Origin of the sequence: Archangium violaceum Cb vi76, assembly GCF_000733295.1 — a bacterium.
GTDB classification, from domain to species: domain Bacteria; phylum Myxococcota; class Myxococcia; order Myxococcales; family Myxococcaceae; genus Archangium; species Archangium violaceum.
In genome coordinates this window covers 1-18,760 of record NZ_JPMI01000260.1, presented here as the reverse complement: position 1 = coordinate 18,760, position 18,760 = coordinate 1, and the positions used below count along the sequence as shown (strand labels likewise).

At 70.0% G+C, this 18,760-nt stretch carries 16 protein-coding genes; 6 read left to right on the top strand and 10 right to left on the bottom strand.

What is annotated here, in order from left to right; all coding sequences use genetic code 11:
- The first annotated feature begins 32 nt into the window (after positions 1-32).
- Entirely contained in the window at positions 33-1,967 is a 1,935-nt protein-coding gene (locus tag Q664_RS53130; protein WP_052519084.1) for an ATP-binding protein, read from the top strand.
- Positions 1,968-2,130: 163 nt separating this feature from the next.
- Here the strand turns inward: Q664_RS53130 and Q664_RS35810 are convergent, their stop codons facing one another.
- Positions 2,131-3,312: a tetratricopeptide repeat protein gene (locus tag Q664_RS35810; RefSeq protein WP_043406319.1), complete on the bottom strand. Its 1,182-nt coding sequence runs from the start codon at positions 3,310-3,312 to the stop codon at positions 2,131-2,133.
- Between the two features lie 115 nt (positions 3,313-3,427).
- Here Q664_RS35810 and Q664_RS35805 point away from each other — a divergent pair, with 115 nt between their 5' ends.
- Positions 3,428-4,237, top strand: a complete 810-nt coding sequence (locus tag Q664_RS35805; protein ID WP_160174574.1) for a GNAT family N-acetyltransferase — start codon at positions 3,428-3,430, stop codon at positions 4,235-4,237.
- A gap of 12 nt (positions 4,238-4,249) precedes the next feature.
- On the opposite strand, the gene Q664_RS35800 is transcribed toward Q664_RS35805, so the two are convergent.
- From Q664_RS35800 to Q664_RS56780, 8 genes are all read right to left on the bottom strand, one after another.
- Complete coding sequence (locus Q664_RS35800; RefSeq protein WP_043406312.1) at positions 4,250-5,356, bottom strand: hypothetical protein; 1,107 nt, start codon at positions 5,354-5,356, stop codon at positions 4,250-4,252.
- A gap of 149 nt (positions 5,357-5,505) precedes the next feature.
- Entirely contained in the window at positions 5,506-6,060 is a 555-nt protein-coding gene (locus tag Q664_RS35795; protein ID WP_043406311.1) for a hypothetical protein, read from the bottom strand.
- Positions 6,057-6,569: a hypothetical protein gene (locus Q664_RS35790; RefSeq protein WP_043406308.1), complete on the bottom strand. Its 513-nt coding sequence runs from the start codon at positions 6,567-6,569 to the stop codon at positions 6,057-6,059. Before Q664_RS35790 ends, Q664_RS35795 begins: the two co-directional genes overlap by 4 nt.
- A gap of 132 nt (positions 6,570-6,701) precedes the next feature.
- Complete coding sequence (locus Q664_RS59520; RefSeq protein ID WP_160174573.1) at positions 6,702-6,839, bottom strand: hypothetical protein; 138 nt, start codon at positions 6,837-6,839, stop codon at positions 6,702-6,704.
- A 199-nt stretch (positions 6,840-7,038) separates the two neighbouring features.
- The gene (locus Q664_RS35785; protein WP_043406306.1) at positions 7,039-7,509 is read right to left on the bottom strand and encodes an SRPBCC family protein; all 471 of its coding nucleotides are present in this window, start codon (positions 7,507-7,509) and stop codon (positions 7,039-7,041) included.
- A gap of 24 nt (positions 7,510-7,533) precedes the next feature.
- Complete coding sequence (locus tag Q664_RS53125) at positions 7,534-9,051, bottom strand: hybrid sensor histidine kinase/response regulator (protein WP_084610576.1); 1,518 nt, start codon at positions 9,049-9,051, stop codon at positions 7,534-7,536.
- Complete coding sequence (locus Q664_RS35775) at positions 9,041-10,270, bottom strand: hybrid sensor histidine kinase/response regulator (RefSeq protein ID WP_052519082.1); 1,230 nt, start codon at positions 10,268-10,270, stop codon at positions 9,041-9,043. The genes Q664_RS53125 and Q664_RS35775 overlap by 11 nt, the downstream gene beginning before the upstream one ends.
- Before the next feature lie 171 nt (positions 10,271-10,441).
- A complete protein-coding gene (locus tag Q664_RS56780; protein WP_052519081.1) occupies positions 10,442-12,820 on the bottom strand; it encodes an ATP-binding protein in 2,379 nt (792 codons plus the stop codon).
- A 195-nt stretch (positions 12,821-13,015) separates the two neighbouring features.
- Here Q664_RS56780 and Q664_RS35765 point away from each other — a divergent pair, with 195 nt between their 5' ends.
- Entirely contained in the window at positions 13,016-13,795 is a 780-nt protein-coding gene (locus tag Q664_RS35765; RefSeq protein ID WP_043406303.1) for an FKBP-type peptidyl-prolyl cis-trans isomerase, read from the top strand.
- A 193-nt stretch (positions 13,796-13,988) separates the two neighbouring features.
- Positions 13,989-14,840, top strand: a complete 852-nt coding sequence (locus Q664_RS35760; RefSeq protein ID WP_152622528.1) for a dienelactone hydrolase family protein — start codon at positions 13,989-13,991, stop codon at positions 14,838-14,840.
- 23 nt (positions 14,841-14,863) lie between these two features.
- On the opposite strand, the gene Q664_RS35755 is transcribed toward Q664_RS35760, so the two are convergent.
- The gene (locus Q664_RS35755; RefSeq protein ID WP_052519080.1) at positions 14,864-15,418 is read right to left on the bottom strand and encodes a CAP domain-containing protein; all 555 of its coding nucleotides are present in this window, start codon (positions 15,416-15,418) and stop codon (positions 14,864-14,866) included.
- A gap of 98 nt (positions 15,419-15,516) precedes the next feature.
- On the opposite strand from Q664_RS35755, the gene Q664_RS35750 reads away from it, so the two are divergent.
- Positions 15,517-16,458 (top strand): agmatinase family protein, encoded by a 942-nt coding sequence (locus Q664_RS35750; protein ID WP_160174572.1) that lies wholly within the window; start codon positions 15,517-15,519, stop codon positions 16,456-16,458.
- A 92-nt stretch (positions 16,459-16,550) separates the two neighbouring features.
- Positions 16,551-18,760: RCC1 domain-containing protein (locus Q664_RS35745; protein ID WP_160174571.1), on the top strand; the 2,210-nt coding region annotated here is incomplete at its 3' end.

The following is an 18,760-nucleotide window of genomic DNA, read 5'->3' as shown; positions in this document are numbered from 1 at the left end:
GCATAGTCGCGGCCAGCTACCCGGAGAGGACGATGCTGAGCGAGGACACCGGGGGGGGTGGAGACAGCAGGGGTGTGGTCCAGCGCGGGTGGACGGAGCGGTTCGCCGCGTTCTGGGCCCGGCTCGTGAAACGGCTGGATGTGTTCATCCCAGCGCCCCTCCGTCATGGCTCTTCCCTGGAACTGAGCCGGGCCCGCATGGTGGTCGCGCTGTCCCTGTGCAGCTTCGGGGGCTCCATGGTGTTCACCGGGCTCCTGCAGTTCACCCCGTACGCCTGGCGTCTGGGCGTGCCGAGCGCGCTGTCCGGGGTGTTCTTCCTGGCGGTGCTGGTGCTGTTGCGGTGGCGTGCCTCACCCCGCATCCCGGGGCTGTGGCTGTGCCTCTTCCTGTGGGCGTCGATCCTCATGACGGCCCTGTCCCTGGACATGCTGGCCATGTCCACGCATGCCGCGAGCGTGCTCGTCCCGGTCATGGCGGTCTACCTGCTGGGGTGGCGGCTCGGGCTGGTCATGTCCGTGCTGTGTGCCCTGACGCCGCTCGTCTTCTTCCCGCTGGCCACCGCGCAACCGGAATTGAGCCCCATGGAGTGGTCCATGGGCATCTTCACGGCCATCTTCATCTTGTTCGGCTGGGCGGTGTCGTCCTTGTTCCTCACCTTCCGCACCGAGGCGCACGCGACGCTCGAGCAGGCCCGCAGGACGTTGCACGAGAACGAGGGCGAGCTGTCCAGCCTCATCGAGAGCACCGATGACGTCGTGTGCTCCCTGGATCTGGAGGGGCGGCTGCTCACCGCCAACCAGTCCGCGAAGCAGTACTTCCAGCGCATCTTCGGCGGAGACATTCCCCCCGGCGCGTTCATCTTCCGCGACCTGCCCCCCGAGCGGCAGGAGCGCTGGAGGGAGCGGCTGGAGCGCGCCCGGGAAGGCCATCGGCTGAAGGAGGACGTGAGCCTGCCGGCGCTGGGGGATCGCGGGCAGATGATCGACCTGGAGCTGACCGTCAGCCCCGTGTGGGGTGAGGTTGGCGAGGTGCTGAAGCTCACCGTTTTCGGCAGGGACGTGACGGAGCGCAAGGCGGCCGAGGCGCGGCTGAGCGAGCTGCACCGGGGCCTGGTGGACGCCTCGCGCCAGGCGGGCATGGCCGAGGTGGCCACGGGCGTGCTGCACAACGTGGGGAATACGCTGAACAGCGTGAATGTGTCGGCCGGCATCGTGTCCGAGCGGATTCGCGGCCTGCGGGTGTCCAGCCTGGAGAAGGCCGTGCAGTTGCTGCGCGAGAACGAGGCGCGGTTGGGCTCGTTCCTCACCGAGGATCCTCGGGGCAGGCAGCTCCCGGCCTACCTCGAGGCGCTCACCACCCAGCTCACCCAGGACAAGGAGGCCGTGCTCGCGGAGCTGCAGGCGCTGTGCGACGGGGTGGATCACATCCGCGTCGTGGTGGGCATGCAGCAGCAGTACGCGCGCTTCTCCGGCGTGGTGGAGGAGGTGTCCCTGCCCGAGCTCATCGACGGCGCGGTGCGCCTGCAATCGGCCTCCTTCGGCAAGGCGGGAATCGAATTGCGGCGCGAGTACGCCGCCGTGCCTCCCGTCTGGGTGGACCGGCACAAGCTGCTCCAAATCCTGCTCAACCTGCTGAGCAACGCGCGCCACGCGGTGAAGGAGAGTGGCCGCCCGGACGGCTGTTTGACCATCCGCGTGGTGTCGGCCACCCCGGGCCGGATGTGCATCATCGTCGCCGACAACGGCGTGGGGATTGCCCCGGAGCACGTTCCGCTCCTCTTCACCCACGGCTTCACCACGAAGAAGGACGGGCACGGGTTCGGTCTGCACACCAGCGCGCTGGCCGCCGAGGAGCTGGGCGGAGCGCTCTCCTGTGAGAGCGCCGGCCGCGGTCAGGGCGCGACGTTCACCCTCGAGCTGCCCGTGCGGAAGGAAGAGGTCCGCCAGGAGGGCTCGGCCGCACGGTGAGGTCCGCGCGGAGGGAACCCGGGGCGCGTGGCACCCTCACCCCGTCCCTCTCCCGGAGGGCGAGGGAGCATAGTGGACGAACAGTTCTTCCGCGAGGGGCCAGGCGGCGCATTCCGTGCTCCGGGTTGGACGCGGCGGGAAGCATGGGGGATGAATCCGCGGTTCAGTTCCCTCCCGGCTTCGTGGTGGACATGGGTTTCAGCGCGCCCTTCAGGATGGAGACGACCATCTCCCGCGTCTCGTCGTAGGACGGCTCGCCGTTGAAGAAACCATAGGTGTCGTGCGCGCCGTCCGGATGGTAGCCGTCCAGGTGGAACAGGCGCGGGCCCTCCGGGTCCTTCTCGCGCGCGAACACGTTGGCGTAGGCGTACGAGCCCAGCGAGATGACGAGCGCGGGCCGCTCCTGGTCCGGTGCGAACACCTGGAACTCGTAGCGTTTGGCCCAGTCGCCCTCCAGCTCGAAGTTCTCCACCGCCATGACGGTGCGGCCCGCTTCCTGGAACTGCTCGCGGACGAAGTACTCCTTGTCCACCTTGCCCGCCTGCCGCAGCAGCAGCACCTCCTCGCGCTCCGCGTCCCGCTTCTCCTTGTTGCCCAGCGCCTGGTGCAGCTGCACCAGCTTGGTCCGCGTCCTCCAGTCCCCGGGCTCCAGCTCCGCCGCCTTCTGGAAGCGCTCCAGCGCCGCGGCCTGCTCGCCCCGCAGCTGCATCAACTGCCCGGCGTTGTAGTGCGCCATCGCGAGCTCCGGCTCGTACTCGCGCGCCTTCTCGTACGCCGCCAGCGCCTCGTCCGGCCTGCCCTCGTCCATGGCCAGCAGCCCCAGCACGAAGAGCGCCTGGGCGTTCCTCGGCTCCAGCGAGAGCGTCTTCTCGAGCGCCTCGCGCGCCTCCACCGGCTTGTCGAGCTGGAGGTACAGCGTTCCCAACAGTTGCCAGTAGCGGCCCTGCTTCGGCTCCAGCTCCGTGGCCCGCGTGGCGTGGGCGAGCGCCTCCCCGGCCTTGTCCTGGCCGCCGAGCAGGAAGGCCTGGATGTAGTGGGACTCGGCCTGGTCCGGCTCGAGCGCGAGTGCCCGCCCGGCCTCCGTGAATGCCTTCTCCTCCCGCTGCAGGTAGAAGGCCGTGCGCGCCAGCAGCCCGTGGAGCCGCGCATCCTCGGGGCGCTCCTTCAGGTGTGCCTCCAACTCGCGCTCGAGCTTCTCCATGTCCGTGAGCACGGCCTCGTGGTCCGGCCCTCGCAGCGCGAGCCGGGCCCGCTCCAGGCGCGCCTCGATGCCGTCGCTCCCGGAAGGTGTGGAATGGACCCGGCCCGCCGTACACCCGGCGCCAGCGAGGAGCAGGGCGAGCACGCATCCCAGGAGTTGAAGTCTTGGCATCCCTCAAGCATGAGATGCCGGACGTATGTCTCGCAAGCGTGCTCGACCCTCCCGGGGGCTTGCGAGCAGACTCGCGGTGGGAGACTCCATGCCAGCTCATCCAGTGCAAGACCCTCGCATGCTCGCGCGGCGCATCGAGAACGCCCAGGCGGAGCAGATCGATCGCACCCCCATCACCTCGCGGCAGGGAGTCCCCGCGCTGCGAGTCGCGGGAGGGCGCGCCTTGTTCCTCGGGCCCCGTTCGTCCTTCTCCGCGGCCATCGGCGTGGGGCTCGATGGGATGGTGGGGTTGTCGGACCTCGATCGCATCGAGGACTTGTTGGGGCAGGGCGGGGGCGCTGTCCGCATCGAGCTCAATCCCTTCTGTGAGCCCTCGCTCTCCGGGAAGCTGGGGGCACGTGGCTACCGCGTGGAGCGCTTCCTCCAGGTCTGGTACCGGCAGCCCACGCCCGTGCCGCCGCCCGTGCCGGGGGTCGAGGTGCGGCCGGTGCGTCCGGGCGAGGAGCTGCGCTGGGCCGAGCTCTTCTTCCTCGCCTACCTGGGCCGGCCCGCCGTGTCCGAGCAGGAGCTGTCCGGTGGGGTGGGCATCGTCCGCACGCAGGGCAATACCTGCTTCCTGGCGCTCCAGAATGGCGAGCCCCGTGGCGTGGGCGTGGTGTCCGTGACGGACGGCGTGGCGCTGCTGTCCGCGGACGGCGTGGTGCCGCTGTACCGGGGCAAGGGCCTGCAGCTCGCGCTCATCCAGGCGCGCATGGCCTGGGCCGCCGAGCACGGTGCGGACCTGGTGACCGCCTCCACCGAGCCGGCCACGGCCTCGCAGCGCAACTACGAGAAGTCGGGGTTCCGCTGCGCGTACCCGAAGCTCGTCATGGTGCGGCCGCCCTTCTCGTCGTACTGAGCGGACAGGGCTTCAGGCCAGCGCCATCTCGAAGCCGGTGCGCCCCACCGGGAAGTGCTCGCGCGCCACGCTGGCCGGCGTCACCGCGTAGAGGTGGAAGTCCAGCCTGCGCTGGAAGAAGCCCGCCAGCGCGGGAGCGAGGGGATCGTCCTCGCCCAGGTACAGCGAGAAGAAGTGGTAGCCCCGGCCATGGTGGTCCGCGTACACCCGCTCCACCAGCGCGCGCAGGATGGCCGGGTCCTCTCCCACCACGCTCGTGTTGCACAGGTAGAAGTAGCGGAAGTCGTTGCCGGGCTCGGGCAGCCTCGGCGCGCGCAGCACCGTGGCCATCGCGTCGTAGCCCCACTTCACCCACCGCATCGAGCCCCGGTACGCCATCACCCGGTAGCGCTTCACCGCCTCGGGGTCCCATGCCGAGGTGCACCCCACCAGCTTCCCGCCCCCGTCGAAGGCCACATAGCTGCCTTCCACGCTCATCCCCGGCCAGCGCTCCAGCCGGTGCTGGAGTTCTCCCAGGTCGTACCGGTAACCGAACGGCCTCGCGCGGTGGTCCGCGTCCAGCAGTGCCTCCATCGCCGGCACGTCCCCGGGTGTGGCTCGCCGCACGTGGTAGCGGCCCTGCTTGGGTTCCCGGCGGCGGGTGAAGTGCACCGAGACCGCGGAGAAGCGGCGCAGGAGCGCGTAGTGCGGTTGGGCCTCGCGGCGCTTCTTGCGCTTCACCAGGGCCTGGAGCGCCGCCGCGTTGCTCGCCATCACCGATGTGAGGAACGCCTCCACGCCCAGCCGCTTCGCCGTCTCCTCCAGCACCGGACCGTAGAAACGCGCCAGGCCCCGGCTCCGCCTCGCCGAGAAGCGCGTGCGCAGGTCTCCCAGGTAGCCCACCCGGCACGGTCTTCCTTCCAGCCAGCCGTCCCTCACGAGGATGGCTCCCATCCCGTCCAGCCCGTCCTCGACTTCGTTGACCCAGAGCTCCGTGTCCCCCCGCTGCATGTCGTAGAGCCGGAAGAAGTCCGGCGCCCGCTGCGTCGCCAGCACCAGCTCACCCTGCATCGGCACCGCTCCGAACAGCTCCAACAACCGGGGATTGTCTTCTCGCTTCGCTCGGCGCAGGAGGCTCATGGGCGGAGTTCAGCGTACGCGAGCCGGGTCCACGGTGGGGACATGGGCTCACCGTGGGCCTCGGTTGCTCGGGGAGCGGGCTGGGCCCCATGGGGGCAACCCTGGAGCCGGATACCCTCACCCCGGCCCTCTCCCGGGGGGCGAGGGAGTCAGGGCTTCAGCAGGCCATCGTGGATGGCGGTGTTGCGCGCGTCGTGCACCACTCCCTGGATGCGGCCCGAGTCCGGGAAGACCTTCTCCGCCAGCTCGCTCAGCTCCAGCGCCTTCTTCAGTGACTCCTTCGTCCGCTCGTGCACCCAGGCGCGCATCAGCCCCGCCCACGCGTCCTCCAGCGTCTCCAGCGTCTTCCTCGCGCCTTCCTCGTACAGCGGCGTGGCCTTCTCGGAAGAGTTTCGGATGGTGTCCAGGAAGTAGCCCAGCTCCACCACCGGCGCCGCCGCTCTCCCCGAGACCTCGACGGCCTGCTCCAGCAACCGCTGGATCTCCACGAACGCTTTCTCGGTCTCCACCCCGGGCTCGTCCGTCAGTTGCAGCAACCGCCCCAACTCCAACAGCGCCGGGGTGAACGTGGGGCTCTCCGCCACCAGCTCGCGATAACGCCTCACCTGCTCCAGCCGGAGCGACTCCACACCCCGGCCCTCCCGGGCCTCGCGCAGCTTCTCGAGCAGCTCCTCGACCGTGGGATGCAAGGGCGTCTTCGTCATTGCACCTTCTCCATCAACCGCTCCTGCTGCTCGATGAGCTTCTCGGCCAGCTTCAGTTGCGCCTGCGTCGCCAGGGTGAAGTCCTTGTTCTCCAGCATCTGTTTGATCTGGAATAGGGAGTGCTCGCGCAACTGAGAGGGGAAGTCCTTCACCCGCTGTAGCGTCGCCGGCACCTGTCCCAGCCGCGTGGTGAGCAGCGTGATGCGCTCTCCCATCCGCGCCGCTGTCTGCTGGGTGATGAGCCCCGCCGCCGCCGACTCGGCGATCAGCACCTGCGCCTCCGCGAACTGACCCTGCGCGATGAGCGCCCAGATGCGCGCGGAGACCGTCCCTCCCTTGCTCCGCGTCTCCTCCCGGGACTCCTCCGCTCCGCACGCTCCCTCGTCGCCCCGGGCACACTCCACCCTCAGCCCGGCTTCCGGCTCCTCCCGTCGCACGGCCTCCGCATGCCCGCACCCGGTGGCGCTCAACAGCGCCGATATGGCGAGCAGGGCCTTCCAGGTACGCACACTCCACCTCCATTGAGGTCAAATACGATTATTCACGATTTGACCACAAGCGAATGTCGGGTGTCAACTTGTAACCCGACACGTCGGCTGACGCCCCAGGTGATTCTGCCCCACCCGCCCTCCGCCGTCACCTCAGAAGGCGTAGCCGATGGAGAAGGAGAGCACCGGCAGGTGCACGTAGCGCTCGAAAATCCTGTCCAGCTGGCCCTCCGCCAGGCGCGAGAAGGCGGTGACGAGCAACGGCTGGCTCGGCTGGAACCGCGGCTCCACCCGGGAGTTGGAGTCCAGCGTGAAGGCCGCTCCCAGCGCCGTGCGCGCCGTCGGACACGCTGGCGGTTCGGTGGCACGGCGGACGGGCAGGCTTATGGGGGCACGGGCTCAACCCGGGGCCCGTGGCACCCTCACCCTGTCCCTCTCCCGGAGGGCGAGGGGTGATGGGGCTCGAGTGGGGGAGTGGCCTCCCTGGCTTCTACGGCGTCTGCTTTTCCACGTGGCCCTTCAGGCCCCCGCTCCCCATCAGCGTGCGCCAGCCCTCTCGCAGTCTCGGGCTCGTGTTCTCGTCCACCCGCCCGAACACCGCGTCCTCCACGCGCACCACCGTCTCCCCTCCCTGCTCCTTCAACGTCAGCCGCGCCGTCGTCGTCGCCGGCCCGCCGAACGCCGGCGTCAGGTGCCCCGCCAGCTCCAACACCGCCGGTGGCTCCACCACCAGCACCGTGTACCAGAGCGCCCCCGCATCCCCGCCCCAGTCCTCGAACACCCGCCCTCCCGGGCGCGCCTCGATGACGAAGCCCTTCGGCTCCCGGCCCACGTAGAAGTCCTTCGGCCACCACTGGTTCGCTTCCTCCACCAGCGCCCGCCACACCCGCTCCCGCGGCGCGGAGATCGTCACCTCCACCTCCACCCGCGCCACTCCCATTCCGATCGAGGCCTGCGTCATGTCTCTCCCTCCTGGACTCGCGGTCTACCATCCCTCGGGGCCGGGGTGCTCACCCGCCGGCTCTCCCGGCGTCAGTGCATGGCGCGGCAGTCGCAGGGTGAACGTCGTTCCACTCCGCTCATCCGACGTCACCGTGATGGTCCCATCGTGCGCGTGGACGATCTCCTGCACGATGTAGAGGCCCAGCCCCAGCCCTCCCGTCAGCGCGTCGTTGGTGCCCTCGCCGCGGCCCCTCCGGAAGGGATCGAACAGGTGCGGCAACAGCTCCGGTGGAATGGGCGTGCCGTGGTTCTGGATGCTCAGCACCACCGTCTCCCCCCCTCCCTCCATCGTCATCCGCAGGGGCGTGCCCTTCTCCCCATGCTTCAAGGCATTGGACACCAGGTTCTGCACCACCTGCGTGAGCCGATCCTTGTCCCACTCGCCCCGCCCATCCCCCGTGGCCTGGGTGGAGATGCGGCTGTGCAGCGTGTTCATCCGCATCTCCTCCAGCACCTCGTAGGTGAGGGTGAAGAGGTCTCCCGGCTCGCGCTCCACCGGGATGCCGCCTCCCAGCCGCCCCCGGGTGAAGTCCAGCAGATCGGCGATCATCCGCGTCATGCGCTCGGCGCCCTGGAGGATGCGCGCCGTGGCCGTCTGCACCATCTCCAGATGCACCCGGCGCGCCAGCAACTGCGACTGCAGCGAGATGGCCTGCAGGGGGCTGCGCAGGTCGTGGCTGACGATGCCCAGCAGGCGCTCGCGGAACTCGTTGGCCCGCTTGCGCTCCGTGGTGTCGCGCATCACCACGGCGTAGCCGCGCAGCTCGCCTCCCTCCCCGCGCAGGGCGCTCACGGTGATGTCCGCCCAGAAGCGGCTTCCATCCTTGTGCAGCCGCCAGCCCTCGCCCGTGTACGCGCCCCGCTGCTCCACCTCCCCCACCATCCGCTCGAGCTGCTCGCCCCGCTGCTCCTCGGGTATCAGCAGCGAGGAGATGGGCTGTCCCATCACCTCCGCCTCGCTGTAGCCGGTGATGGCCTGCGCGCCCGCGTTCCAACTGACGATGCGCCGCTGTGGGTCCACCAGGTAGATGGCGTGCCCATACACCCCCTCGACCACGAGGCGCAGCATCTCGCTCGACTCGCGCAGCGCCTGGCGCTGGCGGGCCCGCTCCAGGGCGAAGCGCACCGTGCGCGGCAGCCGGGCGTACGAGTCCGGCGTCTTGGGCAGGTACTCCTCCAACCCCTCCTGGACGGCCTCCAGCGCCTGGTGCTCCTCGGCGGTGCCGGTGAGCATGATGACGGGGACGCCCGGCCAGCGCTGCTGGAGGGTGTGCAGCAGCTCCAGTCCCGTGGCCCAGTGCAGCTGGTAGTCGACGATGACGGCGTCGAACCGGGGCTGCTCGAGCACCTGGCGCCACTCCTCCGCTTCCCCCACCTGCTCCACCTGGAGTCCGTGGAAGGCCCGGGTGAGGGCGCGCACGGCCATGAGCCGGTCGGACGCGCTGTCGTCCACCACGAGCACCCGCTGGGGGCCGCGTGTCCCCTGGGACTCAGGCATCATGGCGGGGACCTCCGCCAGCCTCCTCGGGACACGAGCACGGCAGCTCGACGGTGAAGGTGGAGCCCCGCCCCGGAGCGCTCTCCACGTGGATGCGCCCGCCCAGGGCCTTCAGCACCTCGTGGGTGATGAAGAGGCCCAGGCCCAGTCCTCCGTAGTGCCGCTCCGACACGCCTCGCTCGAAGCGGCCGAAGATGCGCGCGCGCACCTCCTCGTCCATGCCGATGCCCTCGTCGCGCACCGTCAGCCGGGCCCACCCCGCGTGCTCCTCCAGCCGCACCTGCACGGGAGCGCCGGCGCCGAACTTGAGCGCGTTGGACAGCAGGTTGGCCACCACCTGCTCCAGCCGCAACACGTCCCACTGGCCCAGCACCCGGGCGGGCGTCTCTATCCCCATGGCGCAGTCCGCGCGCACCGCCTGCGTCTCGAAGCCGGCCGCCACGTCGCGCACGATGGCCGCCAGGTTGACGTCCCGCTCGAGGCGCAGGGCGAGCCGGCCGCTGGTGATGCGCGTGGCGTCCAGCAGGCTGTCCACCAGCGACGCCATCCGCCGCACCTGCCCGTTCGCCACCTCCACGTGCCCGCGCAACCGCTCCACGTCCGGCGGCCCCTGCCCCAGCCCGTGCTTCATCAACTGCAGGCGCAGCGCCAGCGGCGTCAGCGGCGTCTTCAGCTCATGGCTGGCCACGGAGAGGAACTCGTCGCGCAAGCGCACCGCCTCGCGCAGCTCCACCACCAGCCGCTCGCGCTCCGCCTCGGCCCGCAGGCGCCGCGCCTCCAGCACCTCCCGCTCCTGCTCCCTCAGCTGCGTCTGCTGGCGCCGCAGCTCCTCGCGCTCGCGGTGCAACTCCACGAAGACGCGCACCTTGGCCCGCAGAATCTCCGGCTGCACCGGCTTGCGCAGCCAGTCCACCGCCCCGCTCTCGTACGCCAGCGCGTGCTCCTCGGGTGGCGCCCCCGTGAGGAAGATGAGGGGCACCGGATGCGTCTCGTTCTCGCGCAGCAGCCGTGCCGTCTCGAAGCCATCCAACCCCGGCATCCGCACGTCCATGAGCACGAGCGCGAAGTCCTCGTCCTCCAGGCAGTGCAGGGCCTCCTCTCCCGAGCAGGCCTTCACCAGGTGCAGCGCGAAGGGGGCCAGGTGGCGCTCCAGGGCCACCAGGTCCGCGGGTTGATCATCCACCAACAAGATGCTGGTACGCGGCGCGTCCCCTGCTTGCACGGCTCCTCCCAGAATCCCGGGTATGCCGCCGTATCACGAACGGGCGTGAGACAGCAGGGAGAGATGTAATGCACCACGCCTGACCGCGGGCGCTGGAAAATATACGGCCTTCCTTCCGCCCGTGGACTGGACCGCCGTCCAGTTGTCTGGCCGCCGAGCAGGCGAGCGCCGTCAATGGAGCCCGGCCTGGGGAGGCGGGGGTTCCAGGCCCCTCTCGGGGCCGGCCAGCGGCAGCACCAGGTGGAAGGTGGCGCCCGCCCCCGGGGTGCTCTCCACGTTCACGCCTCCTCCCATCGCCTCGACGAGCTGCCGGACGATGTACAGCCCCAGTCCAAACCCACCGTACTGGCGTACCGACACGGCGCGCTCGAACTTGCCGAAGATGCGCTCCAGGTTCTCCGGCGCGATGCCGATGCCGTGGTCCGTCACCTCCAGCAGCGCGAGGGCCCCGCTGGAGTGCACCCGCACCTCCACCGGTGCTCCCGCCCCGTACTTCAGCGCGTTGGTCATCAGGTTGGTCACCACCTGCTCCAGCTTCGTCCGGTCCCAGCGCCCCACCACCGGCCCCTCGGCCCGCAGCTCCAGGCGCGAGCCGGTGCGCAAGGCTTCCTCCTGGAAGCGCTCCATCACCTCGCGCACCAGCTGCTCCAGGTCCACGTCGCACAGCTCCAGCCGCAGCCGCCCCTCCGCCAGGCGGGACACGTCCAGCAACTCGTCCATCATCCGCGCCAGCTTGTGGAGCTGCCGCTGCGCCTTCTCCAGCCGCTGCGCCAGCTCGGCGTCCCCGGGCCGGGTGCGCGCCCGCTTCAGCAGCGTGTGCAACTGCAGGCTCAGCGAGGTGAGGGGCGTCTTCAGCTCGTGCGAGGCGACGCTGAGGAACTCGTCGCGCAGCCGCACCATCCGCTCCGCCTCCGCGCGGGCCTCCTGGGCCTCGGAGAAGAGCCGGGCCCTCCAGCGCGCCTCGTGCTCCCGCTGGGTGACGTCCACCGCCAGCCCGAGCGTGCCCGCCAGCCGCCCCTCGGGGTCGCGCAGCGGCACCCAGTGCGTCTCGTACAGCATCCCGTTGCTCAGCGTCTCCATCGAGAGGAACTCCTCCCCGGCGAGCGCCCGCCGCGCATGGGTGAGCACGGAGGGCTCGGCGCGGTAGAGGTCGAACACGGACATGCCCACCACCTGGCCGGGTTTGAAGCCCATCGTCTCCAGGCCGTGGCCCTCGGAGAGGGTGACGATGCCGTCCCGGTCCAGGGAGAAGAGCACCACGGGCGCGTGGGCGATGAGCGAGTGGAGCCGGGCATCCACCTCCTGCTCGGGGGAGGCCTCCGCCGGCTTCCAGTCCGACAGGTCCAGCGCGAACGTCACCACCCGCCCCTCGCCCAGGCCCGTGGAGCCCAGCAGCACCGGCATGCCGCCGCCGTTCTCGCGCAACAGCGTGCCCTCGAAGGAGTGGAAGCTGCCGTCGGCGCGCAGCCGCCGCAGGGCGCTCTCCGTCACGGCGCGCTCGCGGGGGGGCGTCAGGGTGGACCAGGTGAGGCGCTCCTCGCGCACGTCCCTCCGGGAGTAGCCCAGCATCCGCAGCAGGGTGGGGTTGGCGTCGAGGAGCCGGCCCTGGGCGTCGCTGGTGAAGAGCCCCAGCAGGTCCGAGTCCCACAGCGAGCGCGGGGCCTCGACGCGCGCGTGCTCCAAATCCAGTTGCAGCATCCGGTCCAGGATGCGGCCGAAGTAGAGGCCCACCCCGTTGCCCAGGGTCTCGTCCGCCTCCCGGTCTTCCCGGGGGGCGCGGCTGAGCAGCTCCAACACGCCATGCACCCGGTTGCCACCCGGCACCGGGACGATCAGCCCTCCTCGCAGCCCCGCCTGGGCCGACACGTCCCCACGCGGGAAGCGCACGTCCCGCGCCACGTCCTGGCTCCAGACGCTCTCCCGTTGACCCGGTGGCCTCTCGGGGAGCGCGAAGGTGCGTTGCAGCGTGTCATGCACGAAGCCGCCCAGGGCCTCGTCCGCCGTCCAGAGGGTGACGGGCACCAGCACGGAGTCCCCCCGCTCCAGCCGCCAGTACGTGCCCAGCGTCCAGCCCTCCAGCTCCCCGCAGGCGCGCAGGACGGCGTAGGCGGCCTCCTCCTCGTCCGAGGCGGACGAGAACACCTGGGTCAGCGCGGCATCCAGCACCTGCACCCGTTGGCTCAGCCGCAGCTGCCGCTCGAGCTCCACCTGGGCGTCCAGCGAGCGCAGGGAGACGATGAGCAGTCCCTCGTTCCCTCCCCCGGGCCAGGGTGACAGCCGCGCCTCCACCTCCCGGAGGTGGCCATCGTGTGCCAGGACCCCCACCCGCTGGGGCGGGGCGGACATGGGACGGGGGGCTGGCTCTTCCCGGGGCCACCCGGGCAGCCCTCCGGGAAACACGGTGGTGATGGGCCGGCCCAGCAGCTCCAGCCGGGACCAGCCCAGCAATTCCTTCAGCCCCGCGTTGGCATGGACGATGCGCGCCGAGCGATCCAGGGCGAGCAGGGGGTCTCCCAGGGAGTCCAGGACGCGCCGCACGTCGATGTCCATGGCCGAGTGCCTCCGGGTGGCCGGCCGGCCCGGGCCCCCCACTCGGGGGCGAGGCGGGACATTCCGCCCCTCCGGGTCCCGATTCACCGGAAAAAGATAAGAACGTTCCGCTCCCCCGCCGGACCGCCGCTTTCTTCTTGTATAAGGGCGCCGGCATGGGTGGCGGTCGCCGCCCTGGTTGGAAAGGAAGGACACATGAGGAAGTTTCTGGTGGTGGCGTTGATGCTCGCCGTGGCGGGTTGTCAGCAGCAGAGCGGTGGCGGCGGCGGCGGTGGTGCCGCGGCGACTCCGCAGACGGATGATCAGAAGACGTTCTACGCGCTCGGCCTCACGCTGGGCCGGCAGATCCAGGTCTTCGACATGACGCCCGAGGAGCTGGAGTTCGTGAAGGCGGGCCTGACGGCGTCGGTGACGAACAAGGAGCCCGCGGTGGACATCCAGACCTTCGGGCCGAAGCTGCCGGAGCTGGCGCGCACCCGCTCCACCGCCCGCGCGGAGAAGGAGAAGGAGAAGGCCAAGGGCTTCCTGGAGCAGGCGGCCAAGGAGGAGGGCGCGGTGCGCACCGAGTCCGGCCTCATCTACAAGTCGCTGACGGAGGGCACCGGGGCGCAGCCGGGTCCGACGGACATCGTGAAGGTGAACTACCGGGGCACCCTGCCGGACGGCAAGGAGTTCGACAGCTCGTACAAGCGCAACGAGCCGGCGCAGTTCCCGCTCAACGGCGTCATCAAGTGCTGGACCGAGGGCGTTGGGAAGATGAAGGTGGGCGGCAAGGCCAAGCTGGTGTGCCCGTCCGACCTGGCCTACGGTGACCGTGGCACGCCGGGCATCCCCGGTGGCTCGGCGCTGGTGTTCGAGGTGGAGCTGCTCGACGTGCAGAAGAACGAGCCGCCCCCGTCGATGCCGGCGATGCCGGGCCAGCCCACGGCGCCGGGTCAGCCGGCGGCTCCGGGCGGTCAGCCGGCCAAGAAGTAGTCCTCCAGGGCTACGGGATTCTCGCGGGCCATCGGGTCGCCTCCCTCCGCGGAGGCACCGATGGCCCGTCGTCTTTCTTGCACCCCGCTGTTGGAGGGCTCACGGAGCGCTTGGCGGGGGCCGTGGGAGCGCGTTACGCCGGAGGGCGCTCCAGGGCCTGGCGAACGAGAGCGGCCCGGAGGAGGGGATTCGGATGAACCTGCGGACGATGCTGGGGTGTGCGGCAGTGGTGTGGCTGTCGTTGAGTGGCTGTGCGGCGAAGCAGGGGGTGGAGAAGGGGAGCCCGGAAGCGCGGCGCGAGGAGCTGGGCGGCCTGACGGAGAAGGAGTTCCAGGCGCTGCACGAGCTGAAGGCGGAGGCGGCGCCGCCTCGCAAGGGGCAGATGGTGGAGCTCTCCGGGGCGAGGGCCTACCTGAGCCTGCCGGAGAACGCGCGGAAGCCGGTGCCGGGGGTGCTGGTCATCCACGAGTGGTGGGGGCTGAACGAGCACATCATGCACTGGGCGGATCGGCTGGCGGCGCAGGGGTACGCGGCGCTGGCGGTGGACCTGTACGGCGGCAAGGTGGCGGCCACGCCCGAGGAGGCGATGGCGGCCATGAAGACGGTGGAGCCAGCGCGCTCGCGGGAAATTCTCAAGGCGGCGCACCAGTATCTGATGACGTCCTCGCGGGTGCAGTCGACGCGCACGGGAGTGGTGGGCTGGTGCTTCGGTGGCGCGTGGTCGCTGCGCGCGGGCATGGCGATTCCGGAGCTGAACGCGGTGGTGATGTACTACGGGCGGCCGGTGCTGAACGTGGACGAGCTGAAGAGCATCAAGGCGCCGGTGCTGGGCGTCTTCGGGTCGAAGGACGAGTCGATTCCCAACGACGTGGTGGAGGAGTTCGACGAGGCGCTGTCGGACGCGGGAGTGGCGCACCGCATCCTGAAGTACGACGCGCCGCATGCCTTCGCGAACCCGTCTGCCCCGGGGCGCTACAACGCGGAGGCCGCGGAGGCCGCGTGGGAGCAGGTGAAGGGCTTCCTGGCCGAGAACCTGAAGCAGTAGGGCCCGGCGGACGCCGAGGAGCCTCAGTATGGCTTCTGGCCCACGAAGTTGCCCGGCGGCGTGTAGTTGCACACCCAGAGCTGCCACGTGGGGAACCGCGCGCCGAACGGTGAGTTCTTCGTGCAGATGGCCGTCGCGCAGCCCACGTGCGTCGTGTTGCGCCACACCACCTGCGTGTAGTGGCCGCACACCTTGCCCGGCGCGCACTTGTTCGTCGCGGACGAGTAATCGGCCGCCTCGGACATCCAGTCCTCCACCACCTGCGCGTTCGTCTTCGAGCCCGGGGGCGCCGCGGCGGCGAGGTTCTCCCCGAACTTCTTGTCCCGGCTCCGGTTGTGCTCGAACTTGCACTGCTGGGCATACGCCTGCGCCACCTTCGCCGCTTCCGGGGACCAGGTGAGCGGGGGCAGTGCCGGCGCCGGCGTGGGCTTCGCCTTCGAGCGGGCCTGGTTGTGCGCGGCCAGCATCTCCGCCGCCAGGGACGAGCTGGCGCCGGGCGCCGTCTTGGTTTTCGCGGCCGCGCCCACCGTCAGGAGGCTCAGCGAGAGGGCGAGCAGGCGGAATGTCGAGGGCTTCATGGGGGCTCCCTTCCGTTGCGACACTTCGATGTGGGCTCGATTCATGGCAAGGATGCGGCCCGAGGACCGAGACACCCCCACCCTACACGGAGCCGACCTTGGATACTCCGCACGACCCGCTCGCTGGCTTGCGCCCGGCCGCTGATTCCCGCGACCCCCGCGCTTCCGCCCTCCTGCGCTCCTTCTCGCCCGGCATGCCGCTCCAGGACCGGCCCGTCCTGCTCGGCCTGCCCTATGACGGTGGCATTCCCTCCCGGCCCGGTGCCCGCTTCGGCCCCAAGGCCCTGCGCGAGGCCCTCGGCGCCCATGGCACCTTCGACGGCCAGCGCGAGCTCGGCGAGGTGGTGGACATGGGAGACCTCACGCTCGCCTCCATGAACGGGGCCAGGACCCACGCCCGCATCGAGGAGGCCTCCCGCAACCTCTTCGCCGCGGGCGCGCGTCCCATCTTCATCGGTGGAGACCACGGCCTCACCGGCTCGCTGATTCGCGGGCTCGCCGCCGCGCGTCCCTCGCTGCGCCTGGCGCTGGTGACCATCGATGCCCACCTGGACGTGCGCGAGTACGACAACGAGTCCTCGCTCTCCAGTGGCACGCCCTTCCGCCGCGCCCTGGAGACGCCCATCCTCTCCGGCGCGCGCACCGCGATGCTGGGCATCCGCTACCTCGCCAACTCCCGCTACTACCTCTCGTGGGCCCGCGAGCAGGGCATCCACCTCTACACCGTGGAGGACATCGCCGAGCGCGGGGCCGTGGCCGTCACCCGCGAGGCCCTCTCCCGCGTCATGAAGGACGCGGATGCGCTCTACCTCAGCGTGGACATCGACGCGGCGGATGCCGCCGTGGCCCCGGGTGTCAGCGCGGTGAGCGTGGGCGGCCTCTCCTCGCGGGAGATGATCGACGTGGTGCGCACCGTCTCGGCCGAGCCGCGGCTGCTCGGCGCCGACCTCATGGAGCTCTCTCCGCCTCACGACGAGAACGCGCGCACCGCGAGGCTCACCGCACGGCTGCTTCTGGAGATCCTCTCTGCCCGGGGATAGAGCGGTTAGGCCGCTATCCTTGTAAAACTTGTTTCTCCACGTAATTCATGTATAAGCGTACTTCTACACCTCGCCGTAGAGGGGGGAAGTACATGTTCCAAGATCTGTTGCGCTCGTCTCTCCGCGTCGTACTGGGCGGACTGTTGTTGGCCGCCTGCGGTGCTCCACCTGAAACGCCGTTGTCGGGGGAGGAGCCCCTGGGCACCGCGGAGGCCTCACTGTGCGCGGACCTGACCGTCACCAGCCTCACCATGGACGGCGCCAGCTCCTATGAGAACCTGCTGGCCGGAGGTGGAAGCTGGGCTGTTTCCACCTCGGCCAACGGGGTCCGGCTGGAGTACCGCCTCGATGGCAACCTCCTCTCCACCGAGGAGCGCACCAACACGGAGGACTCCTGGTACCTGAGCCAGTCGGGCATCACCTGTGGCCTGCACGTGCTGGAGGTGAAGGCCTGGCCCATGGTCATGGACAGCGCGGGCAACCGTACCATCTGCCTGTCCAACGCGAAGTCGGTCTACAAGCACGTGCGGCAGGTGTGCCCCATGGTGGCCGCGGGCAGCGGCCACACGGCGGCGCTGAAGGCGGACGGCACCGTGCAGACGTGGGGTTACAACTACTACGGCCAGCTCGGTGACAGGACGGTCTCCGAGCGCAACTCGCCGGTCTTCGTGCCCGGCCTGGGCAACGTGGTCGATGTCGCCGCGGGTGCCTACCACACGGTGGCGCTCAAGGAGGACGGCACCGTCTGGACGTGGGGCTACAACTACTATGGCCAGCTCGGGGATGGGACGACCACCAATCGCCTCTCGCCGCGCAAGGTGAGCGGGCTCGTCAATGTCGTGGCCATCGGCGCGGGGGCCTATCACACGGCGGTGTTGAAGGCGGATGGCACCGTGTGGGCATGGGGTTACAACTACAACGGCGAGCTGGGGAACGGGACGACGACCAACCGCTCCACGCCGGGGCAGGTGCCCGGCCTCGGCGCCGTGCTCGACCTGGCCGTGGGCAACTACCACACGGTGGCCGCCAGGCAGGATGGCACCGTCCGGGCCTGGGGCTACAACTACAGCGGCCAGCTCGGCGATGGGACGACCACCAGTCGCTCTTCCCCGGTGCCCGTGCCGGTCAACTCCATCAGCCGGGTCTTCGCGGGCGGCTCCCATACGCTGGTGCTGAAGCAGGGCGGCATCGTCCAGGCCTGGGGTTCCAACGCCTATGGCCAGTTGGGAGATGGGACCACCACCCAGCGCACCCTTCCGGTGCAGGTGCTGATCGGCAACGTCTCCACGCTCGCGGCGGGAGGCAACCACTCGGCGGCGCTGATGCCGGACGGCACGGTGCAGACGTGGGGTTACAACTACTACGGCCAGCTCGGCAACGGGAGCACCACCAACGCCACCGTTCCGGTGCAGGTGTCCAACCTCACCAACGTCACCACGATTGGCGCGGGCTCCAGTCATACGGTGGCCACCCGGGAGGGCGGCTCCATCCGGGCCTGGGGCTACAACGCCTACGGCCAGCTCGGCGATGCGACGACGACCCATCGCTCCGCTCCCGTGCAGTCGCTGGCCAGCAACATCGTCGACATCGACTCGGGCGCCTACCACATGCTCGCGCTGAAGTGGGACGGCACCGTCCGGGCCTGGGGCTACAACGTCTACGGCCAGCTCGGCGATGGGACGACGACCTCCCAGGATCTGCCGGTGGTGGTGTCTGGCCTCGGCGGCGTCATCGCCGTCTCCACGGGCATCCATCACTCGGTGGCGCTGAAGGCGGATGGCACCGTGTGGGCCTGGGGCTACAACGCCTACGGCCAGCTCGGCGATGGGACGACCACCTCCCGCACCTCCCCCGTGCAGGTGGTGGGTCTCACCGACGTCATCGCCATCGAGGCGGGTGGCTATCACACGCTGGCGTTGAAGGCGGATGGCACCGTCTGGACGTGGGGCTACAACTACTATGGCCAGCTCGGGAGCGGGACGACCACCAACCGCTCCACGCCGGCGGCCATCCCGGGCCTCAGCGGCGTCACCGACCTCTCCGGCGGCACCAGCCACTCGGTGGTGGTGAAGCAGGACGGCACCGTCTGGGCTTGGGGGTACAACTCCTATGGCCAGCTCGGGGATGGGACGACGCTCCAGCGCAATTCCCCGGTGCTGGTGCCGGGCATGACGGACGCGCTCCTCGTCAGCGCGGGTGCCTACTCCACGATGCTGGTGAAGCAGAACCGCGGCCTGTGGAGCTGGGGCTACAACGCCTACGGCCAGCTCGGGATGGGACGACCACCTCCCGCTCCTCCCCG